The organism is Desulfobacula toluolica Tol2 (assembly GCF_000307105.1).
GTDB lineage: Bacteria > Desulfobacterota > Desulfobacteria > Desulfobacterales > Desulfobacteraceae > Desulfobacula > Desulfobacula toluolica.
This window is the reverse complement of record NC_018645.1, coordinates 2,288,993-2,315,000: the sequence shown is the minus strand read 5'-3', so window position 1 is coordinate 2,315,000 and position 26,008 is coordinate 2,288,993. Positions and strand designations below refer to the sequence as shown.

The window sequence follows — 26,008 nt, the reverse complement described above, 5'->3', positions numbered from 1 at the left end:
CAGTTCTCCCCGTTACCCTCCTTACACTATGTATTCATGCAAGGATGACACAATATTAATCGTGCCGGGTTGCCCCATTCAGAAATCTCCGGATCAAAGGGTGTTTAGCCCCTCCCCGAAGCTTATCGCAGCTTTCCACGTCTTTCTTCTTCACTTGACACCAAGGCATCCACCGTTTGCTCTTAGTAGCTTAGCCACTATTTAATACCACAAATAAGTTTAAACGCTTTGATGCGAACATATTATTTTCGTAAAATCTGGTAAATTCTGCGTTGTACAACTTTTGCCCTCCCTGCGACGACCATCAGGTCGACTCAGTCGGTCAAAATTTATGCGCCTTGAATTTCCTCAAATTTTACTTCAATAATGTCAGCTTGAAATGATTCAACAATCAAATCAAACTGTTTATTTTAATCAGTTAATAAAGTGTCTTGTAAAACACCTGATTTATTAACTGCGCATTTTTGATATTTACTACAACAAATTGTCAAAGATCAATTTTGAGAGTGCTTACGCAATAATACCGACTATTTTTATAGGATAATCGGTATTTGTAACTACATTTCATATCCATGATATGGTGGAGGATAGCGGGATCGAACCGCTGACCTCCTGCGTGCAAGGCAGGCGCTCTCCCAGCTGAGCTAATCCCCCTCATGGTGGGCCTGGGTGGATTTGAACCACCGACCTCACGCTTATCAGGCGTGCGCTCTAACCAACTGAGCTACAGGCCCATGAGTTTAATCTCTCAAAGTTGGCCAGTGATGCCTCTTAAAGCTATAAGGTATCCTTGTGAGATGCCCTATATATAATTTCTTTCCTTTGAAAGGAGGTGATCCAGCCGCTGATTCCTCAACGGCTACCTTGTTACGACTTCACCCCAATTATCAACCATACCTTAGGCGCCTGCTTCTATAAATAGTTAGCCCAACGACGTCGGGTATAATCAACTCTCATGGTGTGACGGGCGGTGTGTACAAGGCCCGGGAACATATTCACCGCGGCATGCTGATCCGCGATTACTAGCGATTCCAACTTCATGGAGTCGAGTTGCAGACTCCAATCCGGACTGAGATAAACTTTAGGGATTCGCTTACCGTTGCCGGCTTGCTGCCCTCTGTATTTACCATTGTAGCACGTGTGTAGCCCTGGACATAAGGGCCATGAGGACTTGACGTCATCCCCGCCTTCCTCCCGGTTAACCCGGGCAGTCTCGCTAGAGTTCCCACCATTATGTGCTGGCAACTAACGATAAGGGTTGCGCTCGTTGCTGGACTTAACCAAACATCTCACGACACGAGCTGACGACAGCCATGCAGCACCTGTCTCTGTGCTCCCGAAGGCACTATCTAATCTCTTAGATATTCACAGGATGTCAAACCCAGGTAAGGTTCTTCGCGTTGCGTCGAATTAAACCACATGCTCCACCGCTTGTGCGGGCCCCCGTCAATTCCTTTGAGTTTTAGTCTTGCGACCGTACTCCCCAGGCGGTACACTTAATGCGTTAGCTTGGGCACAGCAGATTTTAATATCCGCCACACCTAGTGTACATCGTTTACTGCGTGGACTACCAGGGTATCTAATCCTGTTCGCTACCCACGCCTTCGCGCCTCAGCGTCAGTATCGGTCCAGAAAGCTGCCTTCGCCATCGGTGTTCCTCCTGATATCTACGAATTTCACCTCTACACCAGGAATTCCGCTTTCCTCTCCCGTACTCAAGTCTTGCTGTTTCAAATGCACGTCCAGGGTTGAGCCCTGGGCTTTCACATCTGACCGACAAGACCGCCTACGCGCCCTTTACGCCCAATAATTCCGAATAACGCTTGCACCCCCCGTATTACCGCGGCTGCTGGCACGGAGTTAGCCGGTGCTTCCTCTACAGGTACCGTCAATAGAATCTCCTATTAGAAAACTCTAATTTCTTCCCTGTCGACAGAGCTTTACGACCCAAGGGCCTTCTTCACTCACGCGGCGTTGCTGCGTCAGGGTTTCCCCCATTGCGCAAAATTCCTCACTGCTGCCTCCCGTAGGAGTCTGGACCGTGTACCAGTTCCAGTGTGGCTGATCATCCTCTCAGACCAGCTAACCATCGCAGTCTTGGTAGGCCTTTACCCCACCAACAAACTAATGGTCCGCAAACTCATCTCCAAACAATTGCTTTCAAGAAGAGGCAATCTTTCATTAATTCACTTGTGTGAACCAACTTCATCCGGTATTAGCTGTCCTTTCGGGCAGTTATCCCGGGCTTGAAGGTAGATTATCTACGTGTTACTCACCCGTGCGCCACTCTACTCAGGATTGCAAGCAATCCCTTTCTCGTTCGACTTGCATGTGTTAAGCACGCCGCCAGCGTTCATTCTGAGCCAGGATCAAACTCTCCAGTTATAATCCTTGATACTTCTAAACTCTTTAAAGTCTTGTTTTAAGACCCGCTCTAAAATTTCTCACTGACCAATTTTCAAAGATCAAACTTTACTTCTTACTTCCGTGTAGTCACAGTTTCCGTGACCCAAAAACCAGCACAATATACATGCGGTACTGGCTTTTGTCAATCGCTTTTTTCAATTAATTTAAAATTATTTTATGATATTTTTTCTTGCCAGCTCTCAACAGGATTTCACCGTCATGAATATCATCTTTCTCGATCATTTGATCAAATGATGCCACCCTGCTTCCATTAATATAGGCACCTCCCTGCTTAACCAATCGCCTGACATCAGATTTGGATTTACACAGTTCTGCGCCCATAAACAGATCAACAACAGAAAGCTTTGCTATAATATCATCACTATTATAGGACGAAGATGGAACAGAATCCCCATTAGCTCCACTATGAGTACCTCTTGGAATACTACTGCCCGACAAAAGATCTTCAGGTACACCTATACCACCAAACATGGATACGGATGCCTGGAAAGCCTTGAGAGCTTCATCTTCCCCGTGACAGATTTTAGTCGCCTCATAGGCTAAAATTGCTTTGGCCTTATTCAAATCAACCCCTTCAAGATCTTTGACCTGATTAATTTCTTCCATTGGAAGAAATGTAAACAAAGCCAGAAACCGTTCAACATCTGCATCATCTGCATTCACCCAGAATTGGTAATACTCGTAAGGAGAAAATCTTTGAGCATCAAGCCAAACAGCGCCTTTATGGGTTTTTCCCATTTTTATACCGCTTGCAGTTGTGATCAGGGGAAAGGTGATACCATATGCTTGTTTTCCCAATGTTCTTCGAACCAGATCAATACCTGCTACAATATTGCCCCATTGATCAGAGCCACCCATTTGTAAAAAGCAGTCATAAGAGTCGGCCAGTCGCATAAAATCATAGGCCTGAAGCAACATATAATTAAATTCGATAAAAGTAAGTCCGTCTTCAGAATCCATCCTGGCTTTATAGCTTTCAGCCTTTATCATCCGATTAACGCTGAAATGCCGGCCGATATCTCTAAGAAAAGGAATATATTCAAGTTTCGTAAGCCATTGCGCATTATCCAAAAGAAGAGCTTTATCTTCTGAAAAATCAAGAAACCTGGACAATTGTTGTTGAATCCCTTTTTTATTCTCATCAATCTGTTCCATGGTGATAATTTTACGAAGTTCGGTTTTTCCGGACGGATCTCCGATCAAACCTGTTCCCCCACCCACCAGCGCGATGGGTCTATGCCCATGCCTCTGCATGTGGGCTAATGCCATTATACAGACAAGACTTCCAACATGAAGGCTGGATGCAGTCGGATCAAATCCGATATAACAGGTTGCCCGGTTATTTGTTAAATAATCTTCCAACTCCTCCGTATGTGTTAGATCTTCTATAAAACCACGTTCTTTCAATACCGACAGGACATTCATTTGCTTTCCAATCTTTATTTTTTAATATACTTCATTTTTTAGTGTATTCCACTGCTCTTGTTTCTCTAATAACAACGACTTTAACCTGACCCGGGAATGTTAGATTCTCTTCAATTTGAGCAGCAATATCTCTGGAAAGAAGCACAGCACTTTCATCAGTAATCTTTTCACTCTCAGCAATAACTCTTATTTCACGACCTGCCTGGATTGCATAGGTGTTAACCACTCCATCAAAAGAATTGGCTATATTTTCCAAATCTTCCAGCCGTTTGATATAATTTTCCAGACTCTCTTTTCTAGCCCCCGGCCTGGCACCGGACAATGCATCTGCCGCCTGTACAATATAATCATAAACAGATTCCGGCATTTTGTCTTCATGATGGGCAGCAATGGCATTTACCACACCTTCAATCTCACCATATTTTTTGGCAAGCTTTGCGCCAATAATTGCATGGGCTCCATCTACCTCATGATCCACTGCTTTTCCGATATCATGCAACAGCCCCATACGTTTAGCCAGTTTAATATCCAGCCCTAGCTCGGCAGCAATTGCGCCTGATAAAAAAGCCACTTCAACAGAGTGCTGCAGAACATTCTGGGCATAACTGGTCCTAAATTTAAGCTTACCAAGCACCTTTATCAGCTCTGGGTCAATTCCATGAACTCCCAAATCAAAAGCAGCCTGCTCACCTGCCTCTTTGATTGCCATATCAACTTCTTCCGTAGCCCGCTCAACAACATCTTCAATTCTTGCAGGATGAATTCTTCCGTCAGATATCAATTTTTCAAGAGAAAGCCTGGCAACTTCTCTTCGAACCGGATTAAATCCTGATAATATAACCGCTTCCGGCGTATCATCAATAATCAGATCAATCCCTGTAGCAGCTTCAAGCGCCCTGATATTTCTTCCTTCCCTGCCAATAATTCGCCCTTTCATTTCATCTCCTGGAAGATGAACAACTGAAACCGTTCGTTCAGCCACATAATCGCCGGCATATCGTTGAATGGAAGTTGCAATAATCTTTTTAGCTTCTTTATCAGCATTTTCCTTTGCTTCGCTGGTAATCTTTTTTATCAGTTTGGCTCCTTCGTGCCTTGCCTCTTCCTGCATAGCCTTAAGCAAAAGTTCCTTTGCTTCTTCCAGAGTTAGTCCAGATACTTTTTCAAGTTCCTTTTTAATTTCTTCCAACATTATATCATACTGGTTCTCTTTTTTAGTCGCAGAATCAAGCTTTTTCTGAATCTCAACTTCTTTTCTTTGAACATTCTGTTCTCTTTTAGATAACTGATCTTCATGATTATCAAGTTTCTCACTCTTTTTCGATAATCTTCTTTCTTCCTTTTTCAATTCAAAACGGGTTTCCTCAGTCTCGGAATCAAAATCACTCTTCATTTCCAAAAGCCTGGACTTTGCTTCCAGCTTGGCTTCTTTCAACAATGTTGCAGCCTTGGCTTTTGCCTCTCCAATTAATCTCGTCTGTTCTTCTTCAATTTTTAAATTTTCCTGAATCATCTTTTTCTTAAGAACTAAAAAGATCACGACTCCCAACCCCAATAAAACGACAGTAATTGATGAGAGCACAACCGTATATTCCATTAAAAAATTCTCCTAAATTATATTAATATCAACACATTATGTTGTGATAGTCTAATTTCATGCCCTGATCTTAAATCAAGAGCTTGTCTTTAAAAAAATATGAGATGGGGTAAAAATGTCAGGGAGGATAAAATTAAAACATATTTATTGTTACAATTACCCCCACAAACTGCCGTGTTGATAGTTAAGGCTTTGAACCATTGGTTCAAAATGCGGGTGTCCAATAATACCTTTAGGCTTTTCCTTACCAGGAGGAACTTAGCACACCAGTAATAGCGTGGACTCCCTTTTTGCTATGCGTTAGGACAAAGGCTGTCATACAATCACGCACATTGCAGGGGTAAAACTTATGAACAATAAATAATTCTTATGTTATTCAATTTCTCTATCAATTTTTTCTATCAGGGATGAAACCCTATTTTCTATCTCTTTTTCAAGTCCTGAGAGTTGTACCTTAAGCTCATAAAAATCCTTTGATAAATTGATAGCCGCCAACAACAGTATAACAATTTTATTTTTACTTGAAGGCTTATTTTGAAATAATTCTTCAGCTTCTTTTATATATTTCTTTAAATATTGTACAACTTGTTCAGGATTTTCAACCTGCTTATCCGGTTTAAACCTGAATTCTTCTCCAAAAAGATCAATTACAACAATTTCATCCAATGAAATCCCTTTTCCGAAATATATTCGGTTATAAGTTTGATGAAACCTCTTCAGGATCGCTATTTGCAAAATCATCCAACTTTGTCAAAAGCCCATCAATTTTAGAATGAATCAATGCCTGTTGGTCTAAATATTCATCTTCAGTTTCTTTTTTTTTATCAAGTTCTGTTTCAAAATTTTTAATTTTTAACAATAATTCCTGATTTTCCAGCTGAAGTGTATGGCAAAGTTCTATCATAAAATCAATTTGTCCATCAATTTCATCAAACTTTTTTTTTATAAGATCGTTACCCAATTTCATAGTCTCCCAAAGCTTATTGTGGTTTAGTATAATTCAAAATATTTCATAAAGTCAAGGCAATTCATTTGCCCAACAGTTGAATAAGACACTCGACTTTGCCAAGGTCTTCAAGCGTATTTACTCCCATAACTTCTCTTGGATCATCCATGGTTAAAACCTGGATGGATTCATTTTGTTTTTTTGCAATCCCAATAACATCAGTTAAATAATATTCAGCCTGAATATTATCAGGTTTAATCTTATCAATAGCAGATATAAGAAGCTCTTTATCAAAACAATAAATTCCAGTGTTGACCTTTTTAATTTTCTTTTCAATTTCAGTGGCATCTGCATCCTCTTTAATATAAAGAAGATGATTGTATTCATCAAGGACAATGCGTCCATAACTGCCGGGCTCTTCAATATCGGTCGCAAGAACGGTTATTTTTACCTGTTTTTTTTTATGCTCATTCACCAGCTTTCGCAATGTATTTTCCTGAATCAATGGTACATCTCCACATAATACAAGAATGTCCTTAATGCCTGATTTCAACCCTGGAATGGCTGCTTTAACCGCATCACCTGTACCCAAAAGCTGTTTTTGAAAAGCAAAATCCACTTTAAAATATCGGTTAACTTCTTCTTTCACTAATTGGGCCTGATGGCCAATAACGACATAAATATTATCTGCTGTAATTTTTTTTGCACATTCAATAACATGAACAATCATACTTGTTCCAGCAACCTTATGAAGCACCTTGGCAATATTTGAGCGCATTCTGGTTCCCTTGCCCGCAGCAAGAATAACAATTCCTACATCTTTATAATCCATATCAACACCCATAGTAATTGACGCAGTTTTCAAAAAAAACATATGAACACATAATTTAAAAAAGGGGTGCTCCAAAAACTCTGAAGTACCCCCTATTTTATAGTACAGGCAGTTTTTCATGTATAATTTATATACTTAATTCAAACTCACCCTATTTTATATTTTTAATCTTAAGTCTGTGGATTGCACGTCTCATTGCAGCTTCAGCTCTCACAAGATCAATATCGGCAGCCTTTGAGGCCAGACGTTTTTCAGCCCGCTCTTTAGCCTGAGTCGCTCTTTCAACATCAATATTCATTCGACGTTCAGCAGATTCAGCTAGAATAGTAACCTTGTCCGGTAAAACTTCTGCAAATCCGCCATTAATAAAAAGATACCTTTCTTTTCCACTGTTGTCTTTATAGCGAAGCGTTCCAACATTCAAAGATGTGAGGAATGTGGTATGCCCTTTGAGCGCTCCAAACTCACCTTCAGAACCCGGAGCGATAACAATTTCAGCCTCTTCACTGACAATTGCTTTTTGCGGCGTAACGACTTCAAGAAATAATTTCTCAGCCATAATATCCCTCCGGATGCTTATTCAGCTTTTGACTTTTCAATGGCTTCTTCTATTGAACCAACCATATAAAAAGCATTTTCTGAAAGATCATCATGTTTTCCTTCAATAATTTCTTTAAATGATCTTACAGTATCTTCAACTTTAACAAATTTACCAGGCATACCGGTAAATGTTTCTGCAACGTGGAACGGCTGTGACAAAAATTTCTGAAGTTTTCTTGCGCGTTGAACAGTTACCTTATCTTCATCAGAAAGCTCATCCATACCCAAAATTGCAATAATATCCTGAAGTTCTTTGTATTTTTGCAGGGTCTGCTGAACAACACGGGCAACATTATAGTGTTCTTCACCAATATAAGCTGCATCCAGAATCCTGGATGAAGAGTCAAGCGGATCAACAGCAGGATAAATACCCAGCTCTGCAATCTGGCGGGAAAGCACAACCGTACCGTCAAGATGAGCAAATGTGGTTGCAGGTGCAGGGTCTGTCAAGTCATCAGCAGGTACGTAAACACACTGAACCGCTGTAATGGAACCTTTATCAGTTGAAGTAATACGTTCCTGAAGCTCACCCATGTCAACTGCAAGGGTCGGCTGATAACCAACCGCAGAAGGCATACGACCAAGTGTTGCTGAAACCTCAGCACCGGCCTGGGTAAAACGAAAGATATTATCAACAAACAAAAGCACATCCTGACCTTCTTCATCACGGAAATATTCAGCACAGGTCAAAGCTGAAAGAGCAACCCTCATTCTTGCTCCGGGAGGTTCCGTCATCTGGCCATAAACCAATGCACATTTTGGGAGAACGCCGGAATCTTTCATTTCATGGTAAAGGTCATTACCTTCACGAGTTCTTTCTCCAACACCGCCGAATACTGAAATACCACCATGCTGCATAGCAATATTATTAACCATTTCCATCATGATAACTGTTTTACCAACACCAGCACCACCAAACATACCCATTTTACCACCACGCGGAAAGGGTACAAGAAGATCAATCACCTTAACACCGGTTTCAAGAACCCTTACTGTTGTATCCTGTTCTGTAAAAGCAGGAGCGTGTCTGTGAATGGGAAGCATTTTTTCCTGGGATATGGGCCCCAGACCATCAACCGGTCGTCCAACAACATTAAGAACCCTGCCAAGGGATGCTTCACCAACCGGCATCATGATCGGAGAACCTGTATCTTTTACAGCCATTCCTCTCTGAAGACCATCAGTTACATCCATGCCAATACATCGAACAACATTGTCACCCAGGTGCTGTGCAACTTCGATTACAAGGTTGTCTTCCATGTCACCAATAGCCGGGTTAGTTACGGTCAAAGCCGTCAGAACCGGAGGAAGTTTTCCAGGTTCAAATTCAACGTCAATAACAGCGCCGAGTACCTGTGCTATTTTCCCTATATTTTCAGCCATTTTTTTCTCCTATAAAGCTGTTTTCTTAAATTAAGTATATCTTAAATTTATCCCTTAAGGGCTTCTGCACCACCAACAATATCCATAAGATCCGCCGTAATACCGGCCTGCCTTGTTTTGTTGAATATTGTCTGAAGTTCTCCAACCATGTCATCACATGCTTTGGTAGCATTTTCCATGGAACTCATTCGAGCCGCATGTTCACTGGTGGATGTCTGGAGCAGTGCATCATATATCTGAATGAAAATATTCTTTGGCAGCATCTCGCCAAGCAATGCATCAGAAGAAGGTTCGCAGAGATGTTCGGGTAAGAATTTTGCATCTTTGTCCACTTCTTTTTCTTCTGCCACATCTTCAAGAGAAGGAATGGGAAGAATCTGTTTTATTGTTGGGTTTTGTCTTGCCATGTTCACGAACTCAGAATAAATCAGATATACTTCATCAACAGTTCCGGAAAGAAAATTTTCTATCATTTTCTGTCCGGAAGAGGATGCCACAGAGAACTCAACATTGCCTCCCACAACACCAATGAATTCATCTTCAATGGGTTGAGGTTGTTTTTTTGCCCAGTCCCTTCCTCTTTTACCAAAACAGATAAAGGAGACATCTTTTCCATCAAGCTCTGATTGAATAAATTTATCAGCTTTTGCAATTAAATTTGTATTAAAACCACCACAAAGTCCCCTGTCAGATGTACAGAGAATGAGGGCCACTTTTTTAACCTCATCACGGGGAACAAGCAATGGACTTGCATCCTCACCGGATTTACCGGCAATGCTTCCCAAAACTTCGGCAAACTTGCCGGCATAGGGCTTAAATGCCTCCATGTTGTTCTGAGCACCGCGTAATCGTGAAGTGGCAACCATTTTCATGGCAGAGGTAATCTGTCTAGTCTTTTTTACGCCGACTATCTTTGATTGTACTTCTTTTAAAGTTGCCATATAATCTACCTTTCAAGCCTATTATTAGTGAATAATGTCACGATAAATTCCAAAGTTACTATATCGTATCCTTGAATTCTTCGTCATAGGCTTCCAGGGCTTGTTTCAGTTTACCTTCAATTTCTGCTGTAATTTCTTGTTTTTCCTTTAAACCGGAAAAAATTTCAGAGAAACGATTTTCAATAAACGGATAAAGACCCTCTTCATATTTTGCAACAGCCTCTCTTGGATATTTATCAATATACCCTTTGGTTCCGGCATAAAGGGCCGTGACCATTTTTTCCATTGGAAGCGGTTTGAACTGGGGTTGTTTCAATAGTTCGACAAGGCGTTCACCACGGGTCAGCTGCTTTTGTGTGGCAGCATCAAGGTCTGAACCAAACGCTGCAAATGCTTCAAGCTCACGGAACTGAGCAAGATCAAGACGAAGGGTACCGGCAACCTGTTTCATTGCCTTAACCTGGGCTGCACCACCAACACGGGAGACTGACAGACCAACATCAATAGCAGGACGAATACCTGCAAAGAAAAGGTCTTTATCCAGAAAAATCTGACCGTCTGTAATGGAAATAACATTTGTCGGAATAAATGCGGAAACATCACCTTCCTGGGTTTCAATAATCGGAAGCGCTGTTAAAGAACCCGCACCTTCTGCATCACTGAGTTTTGCAGATCTTTCAAGCAGACGAGAATGGTTGTAGAAAATATCTCCAGGAAAAGCCTCACGTCCCGGTGGACGTCTGAGAAGCAGGGATACCTGACGATAAGCTGCTGCCTGTTTTGAAAGGTCATCATAAATAATCAAGGAATGCTCACCTTTATCCCTGAAATATTCAGCCATTGCACATCCGGCATAGGGTGCCAGGTACTGCATGGCTGCAGATTCAGAAGCAGATGCAATAACAACAGTTGTATATTCCATGGCACCGTGTTCTTCAAGTGCGGCAACAACCTGGGCAACAGTTGATTTTTTCTGACCACAGGCAACATAAACACATTTTATGTCACTTTCTTTTTGAGCAATAATAGCATCAACAGCAACAGCAGTTTTGCCAATCTGGCGGTCACCAATGATCAGCTCGCGTTGACCTCTGCCAACAGGAGTCATGCCGTCAACAGCTTTTGCACCGGTATAACAGGGTTCATGAACGGACTTTCTGGCAATAACACCAGGGGCAACCAATTCCATGTTCATATATTTTTTAGAATTGATCGGGCCTTTACCGTCAACCGGATCGCCTGTTGTGGTCACAACGCGCCCCAAAAGTTCTTCACCAACTGGAACCGAAGCAATACGGTCGGTACGCTTTACAACATCACCTTCTTTAATTAATTTATCATCACCAAGGATCGCAACACCAACATTATCGGCTTCAAGGTTTAATGCAAGTCCTAAGATTCCGCCGGGGAATTCAACCAGCTCCATGGCTTTTACTTTTTCAAGACCGTATACGCGGGCAATACCGTCACCCGCCGAAAGAACAACACCTGTTTCACTCAGGTCGACCTGTGCATCAAAACCTTTGATCTGGTCTTTTATTATTTGGCTTATTTCTTCTGCTTTAATTTCCATTAGACACTCTCACCTTTTTTTAATGTTTCTCTCATATTAATCAGCTGAGTTTTTACGCTGCCGTCCATAACAAGATCACCGATTTTTGTAATCACACCACCAATGAGACTTGGATCTTGTTCAACATTCAAAACAATATTTTTACCGGTCTTATTTGACAACGCTTTTTTAATTTTGCCAATTGCGCCTGCCGACAACTCAGTTGCTGAAACAATACTGGCTTTAACAACACCGTTAAGCTCATCTGCCAGATCTTTATAATAGGAAGCAATTTCTCTTAAAAAAACAATTCTACCTTTATCAAACAAAAGAATCAGGAAAGATTTCATAATGGCAGATAAATTTGTTGCAGCTAAAACAGTCTGCAGAACTTTTTTTCTATCATTTTTGTTGTACAAAGGATTTGTCAACGCTGTTTCAAAACCTTCCTGCGTATCAAAGAGCTTGACAATGGAATCAAGCTCTGCATTATAATGGTCTGCCTGGCCGTCTTCCTGGCCGATAAGAATCAATGCCTTGGCATAACGCCTGGAAACTGCTAAATTTTTCATTATGCCACCACCTTTTTCAAATAGTCATCAACAAGCTTGTTCTGATCTTTTGGTTTAATAGAGGCTTTAATAATTTCTTCAGCTTTATCCAGTGCTTTTTCAACAATTTCTTGTTGAAGTTTGATTTTTGCAGACTTGAATTCCTGATCAATATTGCGTTTAGCCATATCTTCCAGTTTTTCAGCCTGTGCTTCTGCTTGTGCAATAATTCTTGCTTTGGCTTCTTCACCCTGTTTTGTGTAATCCTCAACAATCTGTTTAGATTCCTGGTCAAGATTTTTAAACTTGGCTTGATATTCGGCAAGTTTTTTTTCAGCATCAGCTTTTTTTTGTTCAAGTGCTTCAATCTCATCTGCAATGCTTTTTGCGCGGGATGCGAAAAACTCGGCAACCGGTTTCTTTGCAAGAAGAAATCCAACAACAGCAAGAATACCAAAATTCAATACTTTCCAGGTATCAATTTGAAGCCAGGCATTATGCACACCACCATGCCCCCCATCCGAAGATGCAAAAGCAACACCACACAAAACAAGCGAGACAACAAAGCCGGAAACGAGCAGCAATCCCTTGTTCATTCTACATTTTTTCATCAGCAAGCCCTCCCTAAAATCTTTTCGCCGATGGCTTTGGCATATGCCTCAATTTCACCTTCAAGCGCCTTTCTGGCCTGCTCAGTCTCATCTGCCACCTGCTGTTTAATCTCAGCAAGATTGGCCTGAGCCTTCTTGTTAATCCTGTCAATTATTTCCGTTTCTTCTTGAGATGCTTCTTCCACAAAGGCTTCTTTTGTTTTCAAGCCTTCAGATCTGGCTTCTTTTAATCCATTTTTGTAAGCATCTTCTCCGGCAATAAGGTCGCCTGCGGCTTTTTCAGCCCCATTTTGCATCCCTTCAATTTTTGCCTTTCTTTCAAGAAGAACATTACGAATTGGTTTATAAAGAACCAGATTAAGCACAAAAAGCAGAACCAGGAAATTGATCATCTGATACATTAAAGATATATCAGGAATCACAGTTATCATAAAATCCCCTCCGCCAGTTAATAATTATAAAAAGATCAACTACTTATATCTTACTGACTGTTTTAACTCAAAAACAGTCCATATTCCAATCAAATCGAGACTTGAGTACCATCCGGGCCATCATTTGTCAATATTGAATGATAAAATATTTAAGGTATTGGCCTCTACTTTTCAATCCGTCTTTGTCTCTGAGAAAACCGGAAAAATCATAAATTTTCCACAAAGTTCAATAAAACAAAAGAATTGATCAAAAAAAACAGGCTTAATTTACCAAGATTATTTATCTCTATTTATTAACCTGACAGGTTACTGAGTAAAGCAAAGAATTTTTGACCCTCCGACATTAAAACCTATTTTATTTTTTTTGCGGCCGTTCAATCTGCCATGGCCTTTATTTGGAAGAAAATTTACGCATACTGATATTCAAAAGAATTCCAAATCCCACCATATTGGTAATCACAGAAGAACCTCCATAGGACACAAGGGGCAAAGGCACGCCAACAACGGGCATGAGTCCCATGACCATGCCTATATTGATAAAAATCTGCCAAAAAATCATAATTGTAATACCAAATGCTAAAATAGAGCCAAACATATTCCGGCAGCCATACGCAATATTCACACCCCAGAACAAGATAAAAACATATAATATCAGCAAAACACTGCATCCCAAAAGTCCCCACTCTTCGGCAAGAACAGAAACAATAAAATCAGTATGCTGTTCAGGCAAAAAAGAAAGTGCATTCTGTGTTCCTTTTAAAAACCCCTTACCTGTCAGCATTCCCGATCCAATGGCTATTTTTGATTGAATAATATGGTATCCGCTGCCAAGCGGATCACGGTCAGGATTTAAAAAAGTTAAAATTCTGAATTTTTGATAATCTTTTAAAACAAACCATACCAAGGGTGCGGCAGCAATACACAACCCTGACAGAGTAAAAAAAACCCTTCGTTCCAATTTGACAAAAAGGGTAATTGAGCCGGCAATTAAAAGCAAAAGCAATCCAGTTCCAAGATCAGGCTGGTTTACGATTAAAACAAATGGAATTGTACATAAAACAAACGGCTTAATCAATTTCCTAAAATTGAGTCCTGTCTGGGATATTGAAGTTGAATATACCGAAGCAAGGCTTATGATCAAAGCAATTTTCATCAATTCAGACGGCTGAATTCTTAATGGACCAAGTACAAGCCATCGTCGTGATCCACCCCCAATTTGCCCGAAAAGAATAACGCTGATCAAAAGTCCAATGCAGAACATATAAATAAATAAATTTAATTTGTCCAGTTCCTTAAAATCAATCATCACTGCTATCATGATTATAAACAACCCTGCACCCATCCACATAATTTGTTTTTTAAACAAGACAGGAATTGTTCCTGTATCATTTCCTGCAGTCAACGCACTGAATAAAATAACAAGCCCCACAGACCCGATTAAAAAAATCAATAAAACCAATCCCCAATCAAAATTTTTTATCAGTCTCCGGTCAAACATGTTTTACTCCATTACGGTTTCTTTTTGTGATAAAGTTTGAATATATTGCTCAATTAAAGCTCCTGCAACAGGTGCTGCTGAACTTGATCCGTGTTCTCCATGTTCAATGATCACAGAAACCGCAATAACCGGCTTTTCAGCTGGAGCATAAGCAATAAACCATGCATGATCCCGCAAATTATACCGTAACTTTTCAGGATCTATCTTTTCACCTTTTTTAATACTGAAAACCTGTGCAGTCCCTGTCTTACCAGCTATTTCAATACCTGTGAGCCTAATTCCTCTTGCGGTCCCCCGGTCACCCTGAACAACGTTTAAAAGACCCTTTCTAACAATATCCAATGTTTCTGAGCTTGCCGGCAAACTTCCGGTAATTTCAGGATCTATTTTCTTAATAATACTTCCATGGCTGTCTTCAATGGTTTTGACGATTATAGGCCGGTACAAAGTTCCCCCGTTTCCCACAGCTGCCATAAAGACAGCCATTTGAAGGGGAGTAACCAGGTTAAAACCCTGCCCTATAGCAATTGAAAGGGTCTCCCCGCCTTGCCAGGCTTCATTGTATCGTTTCTTTTTCCAGGCAGAAGTCGGGACAAGCCCTTTTCTTTCATTATCAAGCATAATACCTGTTTTTTTCCCAAGTCCACAGCCCTTTGCATATTGTGCCAGCGTATCCACACCTGCTTTGTCTCCCGCCTGATAAAAAAAAACATCACATGATTGCGTAAGGGCTTTAATAACATTCATCTCGCCATGCCCATGTTTATTCCAGCAACGATAGCGTCTATTACCATATTTTAAAAACCCCGGACAATATACCGTTGAATGACTGTCGATATGTTTTTCTTCGAGGGCTGCAAATGAGGTAATTATTTTGTATGTGGATGCCGGGGGGTATTCTGCCTGAATTGCTTTGTTGGTCATTGGTTTACCCGGATTGGAAATCAATGTTTCCCAATTTTTTGTACTGATGCCGCCGATAAAATCATTTTGATCGAAACTTGGATTGCTTGCCATCACAAGAATATCCCCATTGTTAGGATCAATAGCGACAACAGCACCATCCCTGTTGTCAAACAATTTCTCTGCCGTCTTCTGCAAATCAAGATCCAATGTAAGATTCAAATCAAGCCCTGCAATTGGTTCAACTGTTTTCAAAATCTTAATCGTCCTCCCATTGGCATCGACTTCTATCTGCCGCCCTCCTCTTTTTCCCTGAAGATATTTTTCAAAACTTTTTTCAATACCATACCTGCCGATTGAGTCTCCTGTCTTGATATCAGGATATTTACCACTTCTCAATTCAGTGCTGTTTACCTGACCTAAATACCCTAAAAGATGAGCAGCAGTTTTTTTATGGATATAATGTCGTGTGGGTTCTATATCAATATGAATACCAGGAAGATCAAATTTATGAGATTCAACAATGGCAAGCTGTTCCCTTGAGATATCATCTTTTAATGTCACAGCCTTGTAAAACGAACCTTTTCCTGCACGATCAATTGTATCCATGAGTTCCTGGAGAGGTATACGAATCAATTCTGCAAGTTTTTTGACTGTCTTTTCAACATCTCCTGCATCTTCAAGCACAATCTTGAGATTAAACGAAGGTCTGTTATCAACCAAAAGTCTGTTATTCCTGTCAAAAATCAGGCCCCTGGAGGATTTAATACTTTTAAGGCGCACGGCATTTTTTTCAGACAAAAGCCTGTATTCTTCACCCTTGATAATTTGAAGATATACCAATCTAAGGAACAAAATAGCAAAGACAAGAAGAATGCAGATACTTGCGCCTACAAGCCTTTGCTTTATCAATTCTCTATCCGAATTTTTACTGAATTCGATCAATTATAGCCCCTGTATTTTTTAGCCATCTGTTTTCTCATTGATTTAGTTATAAAAATCCAGTTCTGCCACAAAATCTTTACCAGCCATATACCTATTGGAATAAAAACCAATCCCCAAACAGCCTGTCTTATCAAAAGAGTGAAATCAAATTCCAATACAGCGTTAAGGCCTTGATTGACAAAAACAGAAAACAAAAGCAAACCATGTTGGATAACAACGGATAAAATACTGATAATAAAGATAAAAAGAATGCTTCGTTTGAAAAAAAAATGTTTAACCAAGTGTACTATGATATAAATCCATAAATATGAAAAAATATGAAAGCAAAATGGCACACCGGATATGCTGTCCATTATACATCCAATAATTATAATAACAGCAACCATTGAATAGTGAGATGAAATAAGACTTAAAAAAAGGACATTTATGATCAGCAGGTCAAAGCACTGGGCAAACCATTCAAAAGATGGGAGGATAATTGTTTGTATAACAATTAAAAACAAAGTGAGAATGATGAAAAACAATGTATTCATTATTGAACACGCTCAATAAAATTCATCTGATATTTTTCAACACAAGGACTTCTTCTATTTTGTCAAAATCAACACTGGTCTCTATGATGATATCCTGGAAAAGTTGAGAATGAACTTTTGTCACTTTTAAAACACTGCCTATTTTAAGCCCTTTGGGAAATACCTGATCAAAACCGGATGAAATAATCATTTCGCCCTCTTTGACCTCATCCTTTCTCAATGCATATACAAAAGAACATTTGACCGTATTGTTTCCTTTTACAATACCTCGTACCCTGGAATTTTGAACAAGCGCATCAACAGCAGAGTTTCTGTCAGTGATCAAAAGAACTCTGGAGTAATTGTGTGCAACTTTAATTGTTTGTCCGACAATTCCTTCGGAAACAAGCACGGGACTTCCTTTTACAAGACCATCTTTCTCCCCTTTATCAATCATAATGGTTTTAAACCATGGAGATGGATCTCTTGCAATAACTTGAGCTGCCACATAAGTATCTGGAACCAAGCCGGTAAAATCAACAAATTTCTTAAGCCGGATATTTTCAAGTTTCAATTCTTTGCACTGATTTTTAATTTCTATTGTTTTTTCAAGTTGCTTTTTTAGTTCAACATTCTCTTGAACTGCAAGGACGGTCATAAAATATGTGTTCCAGATATTGCGTGTAAAATGAATAGTTTTAGTAACACCCTGCTGAATCGGAGATGTGATGGAAATAAATAATCGTTCAAGGCCTTGAGCTGGCAAAGATTCAGTACTGCCCATAGTTATTACCGTAAAATTCATGGCAATAAACAAAGCAACTCCAAGAAAAATAAACTGTTTGTGCGAAAACATGAAATCAGTTAATTACGACTTCTTTCAAAATTTCAATGGAGTCTAAGACTTTCCCGCAACCCAGCGCAACCGTAGACAAAGGATCATCGGCAACGACAATGGGAAGCCCGCTTTTTTCGTTGAGAAGCTTGTCAAGATTTTTCAACAATGCACCTCCACCTGTTAACACAATTCCGGAATCTACGATATCTGCAGCAAGCTCGGGAGGTGTCTGTTCAAGGGCAATTCGAACTGTTTCAACAATTGCTTCGATCTGTTCGGAAATAGCAACCCTGACTTCTTCGGAATCAATGGCAAGAATTTTAGGGATACCTGACACAAGATCCCTGCCCTTAACCTCTATGGTTTCAATATTATCAGGGTCAGGATATGCGTTTCCAATGGTTGTTTTGATTATCTCTGCTGTCCGCTCCCCAATCAAAAGATTATATTTGCGTTTTATATGTTTGCTGATGGACGCGTCCATCTTGTCTCCAGCAACCCTTAAAGATCGTGTGTAAACGACACCGGCAAGAGAAATAACAGCAACTTCCGTTGTTCCGCCGCCGATATCAACAACCATATTACAAGTCGGCTCTGTAATGGGCAGGCCCGCACCAATAGCTGCAGCCATTGGTTCTTCAATCAAAAAAACTTCCCTTGCTCCGGCGGATTCTGCCGATTCCCTGACAGCTCTTTTCTCAACCTGGGTAATACCGGACGGCACTGCTATAACAATTCTGGGACGAACAAGAGTTTTGCGGTTGTTGTGAACTTTTCGGATAAAATGCTTTAACATTGCCTCTGTAATCTCAAAATCAGCAATCACACCATCTCTCATTGGCCTGATTGCGACAATATTACCCGGTGTACGGCCCAGCATTCTTTTTGCTTCAGCACCCACAGCAAGGACTTTGCTTCTTGACATTCTATCGGTTCTGACTGCAACAACAGAGGGCTCACTCAATACAATTCCTTTTCCTTTTACATATACAAGTGTATTTGCGGTTCCAAGATCAATTGCCAAATCATTAGAAAACGCGCCAAGCAAAGAGTCAGTTATAAAATTCATTTTACCTCTTTCAAGAAAAGTAATTATAAATTGTATTTGATACCAAATTTTATTGAAGTTTATCTGCTAACAGACTTAGCAATTTTTTACAAGCCTAAAAATTCTTAATTCACAATATTTCATATTAATTGAGCATGTATTAAATCATGCAGTTGCGGACGAAATTTTTTAATCCCTTCATTGGATCTTAACGGATGTACCCGATTGGTTAGAAAAATAATTATCTTTGATATTTCAGGATCAATCCAGAAAGAGGTTCCTGTAAATCCAAGATGACCTATGGATGATTTTGAAAAATATCGGCCTGAAGAAGAATTTTCTTTTGAAGGGGTATCAAACCCTGCGACCATGTCATACTTATTTTTCTTTAATACAAAACTTTTTATAATATCAGGTGGCAAGACAATTGTTTTTTTATTCTGCACTGCATTCAATATTTCACAGCAAAGTTTATATATTGAATCGGCGCTACCAAAAAGCCCGGCATGCCCTTCTATCCCTCCTGCAGCCCAGGCATTGTCATCATCCACTTCTCCAGCAAGAACTCTTTTTCTCCAAGGGCATTGCTGGGTGGCAACAATTTTTTGCCGGTACTTTTTTAATTTTTCATTGTGTTGATTCAGTTTTATAAAAAACAGGTCATCAATTCCAAGGGGACGATATATCTGCTCTGATACAAAATGATCCAGCCTTTGACAGGTTATCGTTTCAATGATCCATGCAATGAGCATAAAGCCAAGATCGCTGTAAACCTGACATGTATTAACTCTATTTTCAAGCGGTTCATGGACAAGAAAATCTCTAAGGCATTGCCTGGGCAATTTGTCTGTTGTTATGATTTTTTTAAAATATTCACGGTGAGCTGGAAAGCCTGAAGTGTGTCTAAGCAGCATATCAATAGTAATATCTGCTTTATCACTTGTTTTAAATTCTTCCAGAATGGATCCGATCTTCTGATCCAAAAAAACCTGTCTTTTTTCAACAAGCTTTAATACGGCAAGTGCTGTAGCCAAAGGTTTTGTCAAGGAGGCAAGATCAAAGATACTGTCTTTTCTCATTTTTCTTTTATTAAAAAGATCTGCCATTCCATAAGCTTCAAAAAAGACTATTTTCTGATTTACGGCACACAATAAGACTGCACCCGGAAAAATACCCTTTAAAATCGCCTGTTCCATCAGCTTGGAAATTTTATCTTTTCCCATAGGAATTAAATCCAGTGGATTCTTGAATTTACCGTATCTATTTCAACATCAGTTCCCATGCATAAAGATAAATTAATCTTGCCATGACCGGCATCCAAGCCTGACAACACGGGAACAGTATACTCATCAAATATTTCCGACAGGATTTCTTTCAGGTATTCAATATTGTCACAGTTCTCAAAAGACCCTGTAATGACACCCCGGATACCAACAAACAATCCGGCCATTTTCATCTGAGTCAGCATACGGTCAATCTTATATGCCGGTTCTCCAATGTCTTCCATGAACAGAACACAATTCTTAAAGTCCGGTTGAAACCGTGTCCCCAGCAGATGGGCAATGGTGGTGATATTGCCCCCTTTTAATACGCCTGTACACTTACCGGGTTTGATGATTTGCCCGGCTGAAACTTTAATGGCGTCAACCGAATCCTGGATGGTATCATAAAAAGAATCAATGGTTTTTTGAGGGGCGTCGGCAAATGAAACCACATTGGGGCCGTGAATAACTTTGTTTCCTGTTTGATCAATGATAGAAAGCAATATTGCCGTACAATCAGAGAACCCAATAAACGGTTTGGTATGATGCCTGATCAGATTCCAATTCAGATGATCCAGGACTCGCATAGCACCAAACCCACCCCGGGCGCAAATAATTGCATCAATGTCAGGATCTGAAAAAAGCCTGTTTATCAGACCTGCTCGCAGCTTATCATCCCCTGCAAGATACCTCTTCTTTTGAAAGATTTCTTCAGGAACTCTAACCTCAAACCCCAACTGTTCTAAAACCCGGATTCCCCTGTTTAATGTTTCAGGGTCAAAGCGAGAGGATGGCGCGCAGACACCTAATACCCCCCCCGGTTGTAAAGGTGTTGTGCCCATCCTATAATTGCTGATCTCTATCATTCATATTTAAGATCCCCCGCCCCAACCCTCATATTTTACAAATCTATGGTTTAATCCTTATGGAAGGATACAAGCCATTAAGTTCTCCCGTAGTATATGGCTGAATGGTGTTAAAAGATATGTTCTGGTCATCCTGGGCATGGCCTCGTTTTTCACCATTATTAAAAAGAGCTCCATTTGCCAATAAAATTTGACTGATTCTCCTTTTGAAGCCATCAATAAAAACAGAACCCTTGCCGGAAAAAACCATTCTTCCTATTCGCAAACTATCCCTTACATCAGCAAGTTTATCCAATGAAATGGTGTTGTTTCTCAAATCGTCTTCAGAACGGATAAACCCCCATATCAGATGTTCTCCAGGTATTTTAATGGGCACATCAGGATCTATGATTGTATGCGGCATAACAATACATCCTTCACCAATGTCAATGGTTGCATCAGGTTTTCCATTTAAAAATGAATTAAATCCGACAAAGGTTTCAAATCCAATGTTTGAATGTATTATTTTCCCGCCATGTGCCGTCACATTCAAGCCGACAAGGGTTGAATGAATAATATAAGAATTTTCCTGGGCATTGGACCCGTCTCCCATTACAGCATTATCCAAAAAAGCACTTTGAGCGACAAGAACGTTTTCACCAATATGTGTTTTACTTAAAACAACCGCATATCTGCTGACAGCTGAAGTTGCCGGCGCATCTATGGGTTCAAGATTCACTACATCAAATAACTTCTCGTAATCCTGCTCCCGTTCCTTAACAAAATCGTATATGATGCCGCGGGGCTGATATAAAGAATTCACCCCTACAAAATCATCCAGAATTTCTTTTTCAAATTTATATTTAAATTCAAAATTGTGATTTCTTATCCACACTGTTCCGGGATCAATTTTCCTGTGAAAAAGCTCCCCTGTCTGAACATAGGAAAATTCACCGACAATGCAGGAATGCAGGTTCATCAAATCCACGGTTGCAAAAGGCCCCAGAAAACATCCTTCAAGGGTTGACCCATGAATATTTGCGTAATGGGCTGAAATAGTATTTCGAATGCCAAATTCTTCAGGACTCTCAGGGTTATGCGAGTTGCTGTGTACCAGCGTTTTATAAAGAAGACTGTCCTTTATAGTGATTGTTTCATCTTCAACAAGGGGAATATTCTTTGAACAACGTATCGTATCACCTTTTCTTTTTAATTCATCCCCCCTTATGTCACTTTTGTATATGGTAGATCTTCCCACATAACATTTCCCAAAAAAATAACTGCCGGCAAGATTTGACTTTTTGAAATGAAAATAAATGGGGTGTCGAGAGGTAATACCATAAAACGCATAAAATTTTAACATTTTATCATATTCAAGGGAATTTTTTACAAAACTTTCCGTATCAAAACCAAACTCTTCTAAATTAATATTAACACGACTGATAATTCTATCATTAAGTTGCTTTAACTGATCCATAAATAAATCCTTATTTGCATAAAAAGCCTTTTTAAAATTATTTCAATAATCAAATGAACAAAATTCATATCATAGAAATACAGAAGTGACAAGAACATGCTTTTTAGATTAACTATCTGAAAGGCTTATAGTATTTTGCAATGCCAATGGCATCTATCGGGCCTTATACTTATTTAGGCAGATAATCTTCCCGTAAAGGAGAAAATACCTCTTTGGTTGTCATAAGTTACAAGTTCATTATTTTGACAAATTTTGTAAAAATTGCAATAGTACTCATTTATAAAATCAAATTTGGATAACAAAACAAATGAGCTTAAATACCCCAAAAATTCTTGCACCAGCCGGTGATAAAAATTCATTTTTAGCTGCCATTGCAGCAGGTGCTGATGCTATATACTGTGGCCTGAAAATGTTTTCCGCACGCATGGAAGCTGAGAACTTCAGTATTGAAGAACTTGCAAAACTTACAACACTTGCAAAATCCAAAAATATTTTAGTCTATATTGCGTTTAATTGCATTATCAAAGAATCCGAACAGGAAAAAGTGTTCAAAATCCTTTGCAAACTGTGCAGGTATGTTGATTTTGATGCCCTGATCGTCCAGGATCTTGCCATGATAAACCTGGCAAACAAAGCAGGTTTAAACAAAGAACTGCACCTTTCCACCCTGGGCAATTGCACTTTCCCTTCCGGCTTGAAAACCGCAAACCAATTGGGATTTAAAAAAGTTGTCTTGCCAAGGGAATTTAGTATTGATGAAATCAAAGAAATGGCAAAACATACTCCTGCAGAAGACATGGAACTTGAAATGTTTGTCCACGGAGCGCTTTGCTATTCTATTTCCGGGCGATGCTATTGGAGTTCATGGTTTGGTGGAAAAAGTTCCCTGAGGGGCAGGTGTGTTCAACCCTGCAGAAGGATGTACGAACAAAAAGGGCACAAAAAAAGACATTTTTCCTGTATGGATTTTTCCGCTGATGTGCTGGTAAAAATATTAAAACAAATCCCTGAAATAACCACCTGGAAAATTGAAGGCCGAAAAAAAAGCCCCCATTATGTTTATTATGCGGTTAAAGCATATAAACTCTTGCGAGATGATCCTAAAAAAAAAAAGGAGGCTCTTTCCTTTCTTGATTATGCCATGGGCAGAGAATTCAGCCATTACAATCTGCTGTCACAACGGATCATGAATCCTTTGGAACACTCATCAGAAACAGCTTCAGGACTGTTTGCAGGACGAATACAAAATCCTGCATCTCCTTTTTTTATAACAAGGGAAGCCCTCTTACCTTCAGATCTTTTAAGAATAGGCTTTGAAGATGATCAATTTCATAGCATTCAAAGAGTCACCCGGGCTGTGCCTAAAAAAGGCAAATTCTTTTTAAGCAAACAGTCTAAATTTAAAGTTAAAAAAGGAACTCCTGTCTATCTTATAGACAGAAGAGGAGCAGAACTTGCAACTGTTATTAAAAGCCTTGATGCAGAACTTCAAGACATAGAAACAACATCCATACGTCCTGTTGAGAATAGATTTAAGACTCAAATTGTTCCAAAAACTGTAAAATCGAAAAATAGAACCAGGGAAATCACCCTTTCAAGGGGAAGGCTTCAACAACAAAACAATACGGCAGAGACAGGCGTATGGATTTCTGCCCAGGGATACTCCTCACCTCCATCGCCCAAGAACTGGCTGTGGCTGGACCCTATTTTATTTCCAGGTGAAGAATCAATATGTTCCGAGTATATTGCTAAAGCACAGAAAAAAGGAGCAAAAAACTTTGTTTTAAATGCTTTATGGCAGCTTTCTTTGTTTAAAAATCCAAAGCAGTTAAATCTTTGGGCAGGACCTTTTTGCAATATCACCAACAGCATGACGATAACTACTTTAAAATCTTCAGGATTTTCAGGTGCCATCGTCAGCCCGGAGCTTGATCAGCAAACTTTTTGTTCTTTGCCTCAAACAAGCGCCCTGCCCCTTGGTGTGGTAATTTATGGCAACTGGCCATTGAGTATTTCAAGGGTTATTTCCAAAGATCTGAAAATAAACCAGGCGTTTACAAGCCCTAAAGGAGAAACCGCCTGGATTTCAAAACACAATAATAATTATTTTGTTTTTCCCAATTGGTATCTGGATTTAACATCAAAAAAAGAACAACTGAAAAAAGCCGGATTTTCACTATTTGTCAATATCCATGAGAATATACCCCGCGGCATAAAAATCAAAAACCGGCCAGGCCTGTGGAACTGGGACTTGAAATTGTTGTGATGAAAAAAAACAAAAGCTCCTGTCAACAGTAAAGGGTAAAAGTACCGGGGGTGTCCATAACAGTAAGACCTGTCACACAAACGGCAGAGGCTTCAGTAAACAAGGCGTCAATAAATTTCAAATGTCCTAAGGCAGTCGACAGGGGCAACATTAAGCATAATGATCCCAGTGCAATGAGTAACATATAACCGAACATTAAAATCCTACCAGGGGATCTGGAAAGAGACCTGGTAAATTTTTCAGTTAATACTTTCATTTTCCATCATATGGATATAGAACAATAAGGACCTGTAACCAGAAGGTTATTCATCACAGTTGACTGGATCTGCTCCATTTTGCTGCCAAGCAGTATATCCTTGATAATTCCATGTCCATATGCTCCCAAAACAATGAGTGAATTATGGGGAACATTGTACAACATAGTATCAAACTCTGATTTTTTATAAAAATACCATTGGTTGGATAACTGGCTGACAGGTTCATCCAACCCCTCTTTTTTTATCAAATCTTTATAAAAAGCTTTGTTCTTTTTCTCCAGCAATGTGTAAATATTTAATGAAAGGCTTGAAGCCATGGCAATTTTAAGTCCTAGTTTCAGTGCATTCACTGCATTTTTAGAACCGCCGAAAAAAACGGAAATACTTGTCCAGGGTTTGAATACCGGGCTTGTGATAAGAATCGGGAACGTTGCATGCTTGATAATCCTTCTGACCTTTGGCCCGATATGTCCCAGGCCTATTTTTGAAGACAAGTCACTGACAGATCTAGGACAGCACAGATAATCAAAACTAGTTGAAATATCCGGTAAAGATGAGGCTGTAAAATTTTTTGGCTCATAAAACATGGGTTTGATTTTTATTTCATCAAACAACTCTTCAGCATGCTGTCTGGCCGTGGCTGGGGAAGTCAGATAAGAATGGTCAAGATCAACCTGTACGGCATCATTGGAAAAATACATCAAAAATTTATCACTCTTTGGAATGTATGCAACAGGGAATGCATTGATTGTTTTACAAAAATACAATGATTGAAGAAATGTTTCCCTGCCAAAGGGTGTATTTCTGAAAATATGAAGTAATTTATAATTCATCTTCTTCTCCTTTAGTTTTTTTAGTTGA

Annotated in this window: 21 protein-coding genes, 2 tRNA genes, 2 rRNA genes and 1 other RNA gene (1 of these 26 only partly in view); 1 reads left to right on the top strand and 25 read right to left on the bottom strand. The window is 39.7% G+C overall.

All coding sequences use genetic code 11. The features are described 5' to 3' along the window. The 24 genes from TOL2_RS10625 to TOL2_RS10510 all read right to left on the bottom strand — a co-directional run. Nucleotides 1-196: ribosomal RNA gene (locus TOL2_RS10625) — 23S ribosomal RNA — on the bottom strand (it extends 2,800 nt beyond the left edge of the window). A 382-nt stretch (nucleotides 197-578) separates the two neighbouring features. Next, nucleotides 579-654 (bottom strand) — tRNA-Ala (locus TOL2_RS10620). 3 nt (nucleotides 655-657) lie between these two features. Then, a tRNA-Ile gene (locus TOL2_RS10615) sits at nucleotides 658-734 on the bottom strand. 91 nt (nucleotides 735-825) lie between these two features. After that, nucleotides 826-2,385, bottom strand: a 16S ribosomal RNA gene (locus TOL2_RS10610). The 16S and 23S rRNA genes sit together here with 2 tRNA genes alongside, the layout of an rRNA operon. A 180-nt stretch (nucleotides 2,386-2,565) precedes the next feature. Then, on the bottom strand, nucleotides 2,566-3,852 hold the full coding sequence (tyrS, locus tag TOL2_RS10605; protein ID WP_014957471.1) for a tyrosine--tRNA ligase: 1,287 nt from the start codon (nucleotides 3,850-3,852) through the stop codon (nucleotides 2,566-2,568). 31 nt (nucleotides 3,853-3,883) lie between these two features. Continuing rightward, nucleotides 3,884-5,449 (bottom strand): ribonuclease Y, encoded by a 1,566-nt coding sequence (gene rny, locus TOL2_RS10600; RefSeq protein ID WP_014957470.1) that lies wholly within the window; start codon nucleotides 5,447-5,449, stop codon nucleotides 3,884-3,886. A gap of 155 nt (nucleotides 5,450-5,604) precedes the next feature. Further along, nucleotides 5,605-5,793, bottom strand: a non-coding RNA gene (gene ssrS, locus TOL2_RS24115) — 6S RNA. A gap of 28 nt (nucleotides 5,794-5,821) precedes the next feature. Further along, nucleotides 5,822-6,115, bottom strand: a complete 294-nt coding sequence (locus TOL2_RS10595) for a cell division protein ZapA (RefSeq protein WP_014957469.1) — start codon at nucleotides 6,113-6,115, stop codon at nucleotides 5,822-5,824. Nucleotides 6,116-6,143: 28 nt separating this feature from the next. Next, nucleotides 6,144-6,416 (bottom strand): hypothetical protein, encoded by a 273-nt coding sequence (locus TOL2_RS10590; protein ID WP_014957468.1) that lies wholly within the window; start codon nucleotides 6,414-6,416, stop codon nucleotides 6,144-6,146. Nucleotides 6,417-6,477: 61 nt separating this feature from the next. Continuing rightward, nucleotides 6,478-7,227, bottom strand: coding sequence for a sugar phosphate nucleotidyltransferase (locus TOL2_RS10585; protein ID WP_148278096.1), 750 nt, complete (start codon nucleotides 7,225-7,227; stop codon nucleotides 6,478-6,480). Nucleotides 7,228-7,378: 151 nt separating this feature from the next. Continuing rightward, entirely contained in the window at nucleotides 7,379-7,786 is a 408-nt protein-coding gene (locus TOL2_RS10580; protein WP_014957466.1) for a F0F1 ATP synthase subunit epsilon, read from the bottom strand. 17 nt (nucleotides 7,787-7,803) lie between these two features. Next, nucleotides 7,804-9,210: a F0F1 ATP synthase subunit beta gene (atpD, locus tag TOL2_RS10575; protein ID WP_014957465.1), complete on the bottom strand. Its 1,407-nt coding sequence runs from the start codon at nucleotides 9,208-9,210 to the stop codon at nucleotides 7,804-7,806. 47 nt (nucleotides 9,211-9,257) lie between these two features. Beyond that, nucleotides 9,258-10,151 carry an ATP synthase F1 subunit gamma gene (atpG, locus tag TOL2_RS10570; protein ID WP_014957464.1) on the bottom strand — a complete coding sequence of 298 codons (894 nt, stop codon included), beginning with the start codon at nucleotides 10,149-10,151 and terminating at the stop codon, nucleotides 9,258-9,260. A gap of 58 nt (nucleotides 10,152-10,209) precedes the next feature. Further along, nucleotides 10,210-11,724: a F0F1 ATP synthase subunit alpha gene (atpA, locus tag TOL2_RS10565; RefSeq protein WP_014957463.1), complete on the bottom strand. Its 1,515-nt coding sequence runs from the start codon at nucleotides 11,722-11,724 to the stop codon at nucleotides 10,210-10,212. After that, a complete protein-coding gene (gene atpH, locus TOL2_RS10560; protein ID WP_014957462.1) occupies nucleotides 11,724-12,275 on the bottom strand; it encodes an ATP synthase F1 subunit delta in 552 nt (183 codons plus the stop codon). Before atpH ends, atpA begins: the two co-directional genes overlap by 1 nt. Continuing rightward, nucleotides 12,275-12,865 (bottom strand): F0F1 ATP synthase subunit B family protein, encoded by a 591-nt coding sequence (locus TOL2_RS10555; RefSeq protein ID WP_014957461.1) that lies wholly within the window; start codon nucleotides 12,863-12,865, stop codon nucleotides 12,275-12,277. Before TOL2_RS10555 ends, atpH begins: the two co-directional genes overlap by 1 nt. Next, nucleotides 12,865-13,296: a F0F1 ATP synthase subunit B family protein gene (locus TOL2_RS10550; protein WP_014957460.1), complete on the bottom strand. Its 432-nt coding sequence runs from the start codon at nucleotides 13,294-13,296 to the stop codon at nucleotides 12,865-12,867. Before TOL2_RS10550 ends, TOL2_RS10555 begins: the two co-directional genes overlap by 1 nt. A 391-nt stretch (nucleotides 13,297-13,687) precedes the next feature. Next, the gene (gene rodA / locus TOL2_RS10545; protein ID WP_014957459.1) at nucleotides 13,688-14,794 is read right to left on the bottom strand and encodes a rod shape-determining protein RodA; all 1,107 of its coding nucleotides are present in this window, start codon (nucleotides 14,792-14,794) and stop codon (nucleotides 13,688-13,690) included. A 3-nt stretch (nucleotides 14,795-14,797) separates the two neighbouring features. After that, on the bottom strand, nucleotides 14,798-16,642 hold the full coding sequence (gene mrdA, locus TOL2_RS10540; protein ID WP_014957458.1) for a penicillin-binding protein 2: 1,845 nt from the start codon (nucleotides 16,640-16,642) through the stop codon (nucleotides 14,798-14,800). Nucleotides 16,643-17,197: 555 nt separating this feature from the next. Beyond that, nucleotides 17,198-17,938 carry a rod shape-determining protein MreC gene (gene mreC / locus TOL2_RS10530; protein ID WP_232508123.1) on the bottom strand — a complete coding sequence of 247 codons (741 nt, stop codon included), beginning with the start codon at nucleotides 17,936-17,938 and terminating at the stop codon, nucleotides 17,198-17,200. Between the two features lie 76 nt (nucleotides 17,939-18,014). Next, nucleotides 18,015-19,061, bottom strand: a complete 1,047-nt coding sequence (locus TOL2_RS10525) for a rod shape-determining protein (RefSeq protein ID WP_014957455.1) — start codon at nucleotides 19,059-19,061, stop codon at nucleotides 18,015-18,017. A gap of 119 nt (nucleotides 19,062-19,180) precedes the next feature. After that, a complete protein-coding gene (locus TOL2_RS10520) occupies nucleotides 19,181-20,263 on the bottom strand; it encodes a serine hydrolase domain-containing protein (protein ID WP_014957454.1) in 1,083 nt (360 codons plus the stop codon). A gap of 5 nt (nucleotides 20,264-20,268) precedes the next feature. Further along, nucleotides 20,269-21,168, bottom strand: a complete 900-nt coding sequence (locus tag TOL2_RS10515; RefSeq protein WP_232508121.1) for a S66 peptidase family protein — start codon at nucleotides 21,166-21,168, stop codon at nucleotides 20,269-20,271. Between the two features lie 43 nt (nucleotides 21,169-21,211). Continuing rightward, entirely contained in the window at nucleotides 21,212-22,624 is a 1,413-nt protein-coding gene (locus tag TOL2_RS10510; protein ID WP_014957452.1) for a transferase, read from the bottom strand. Between the two features lie 307 nt (nucleotides 22,625-22,931). Between TOL2_RS10510 and TOL2_RS10505 the strand changes: the two genes are divergently transcribed. Continuing rightward, complete coding sequence (locus TOL2_RS10505; RefSeq protein WP_014957451.1) at nucleotides 22,932-24,890, top strand: peptidase U32 family protein; 1,959 nt, start codon at nucleotides 22,932-22,934, stop codon at nucleotides 24,888-24,890. Nucleotides 24,891-25,152: 262 nt separating this feature from the next. On the opposite strand, the gene TOL2_RS10495 is transcribed toward TOL2_RS10505, so the two are convergent. Further along, the gene (locus tag TOL2_RS10495) at nucleotides 25,153-25,980 is read right to left on the bottom strand and encodes a hypothetical protein (RefSeq protein WP_014957450.1); all 828 of its coding nucleotides are present in this window, start codon (nucleotides 25,978-25,980) and stop codon (nucleotides 25,153-25,155) included. Nucleotides 25,981-26,008 lie beyond the last annotated feature (28 nt).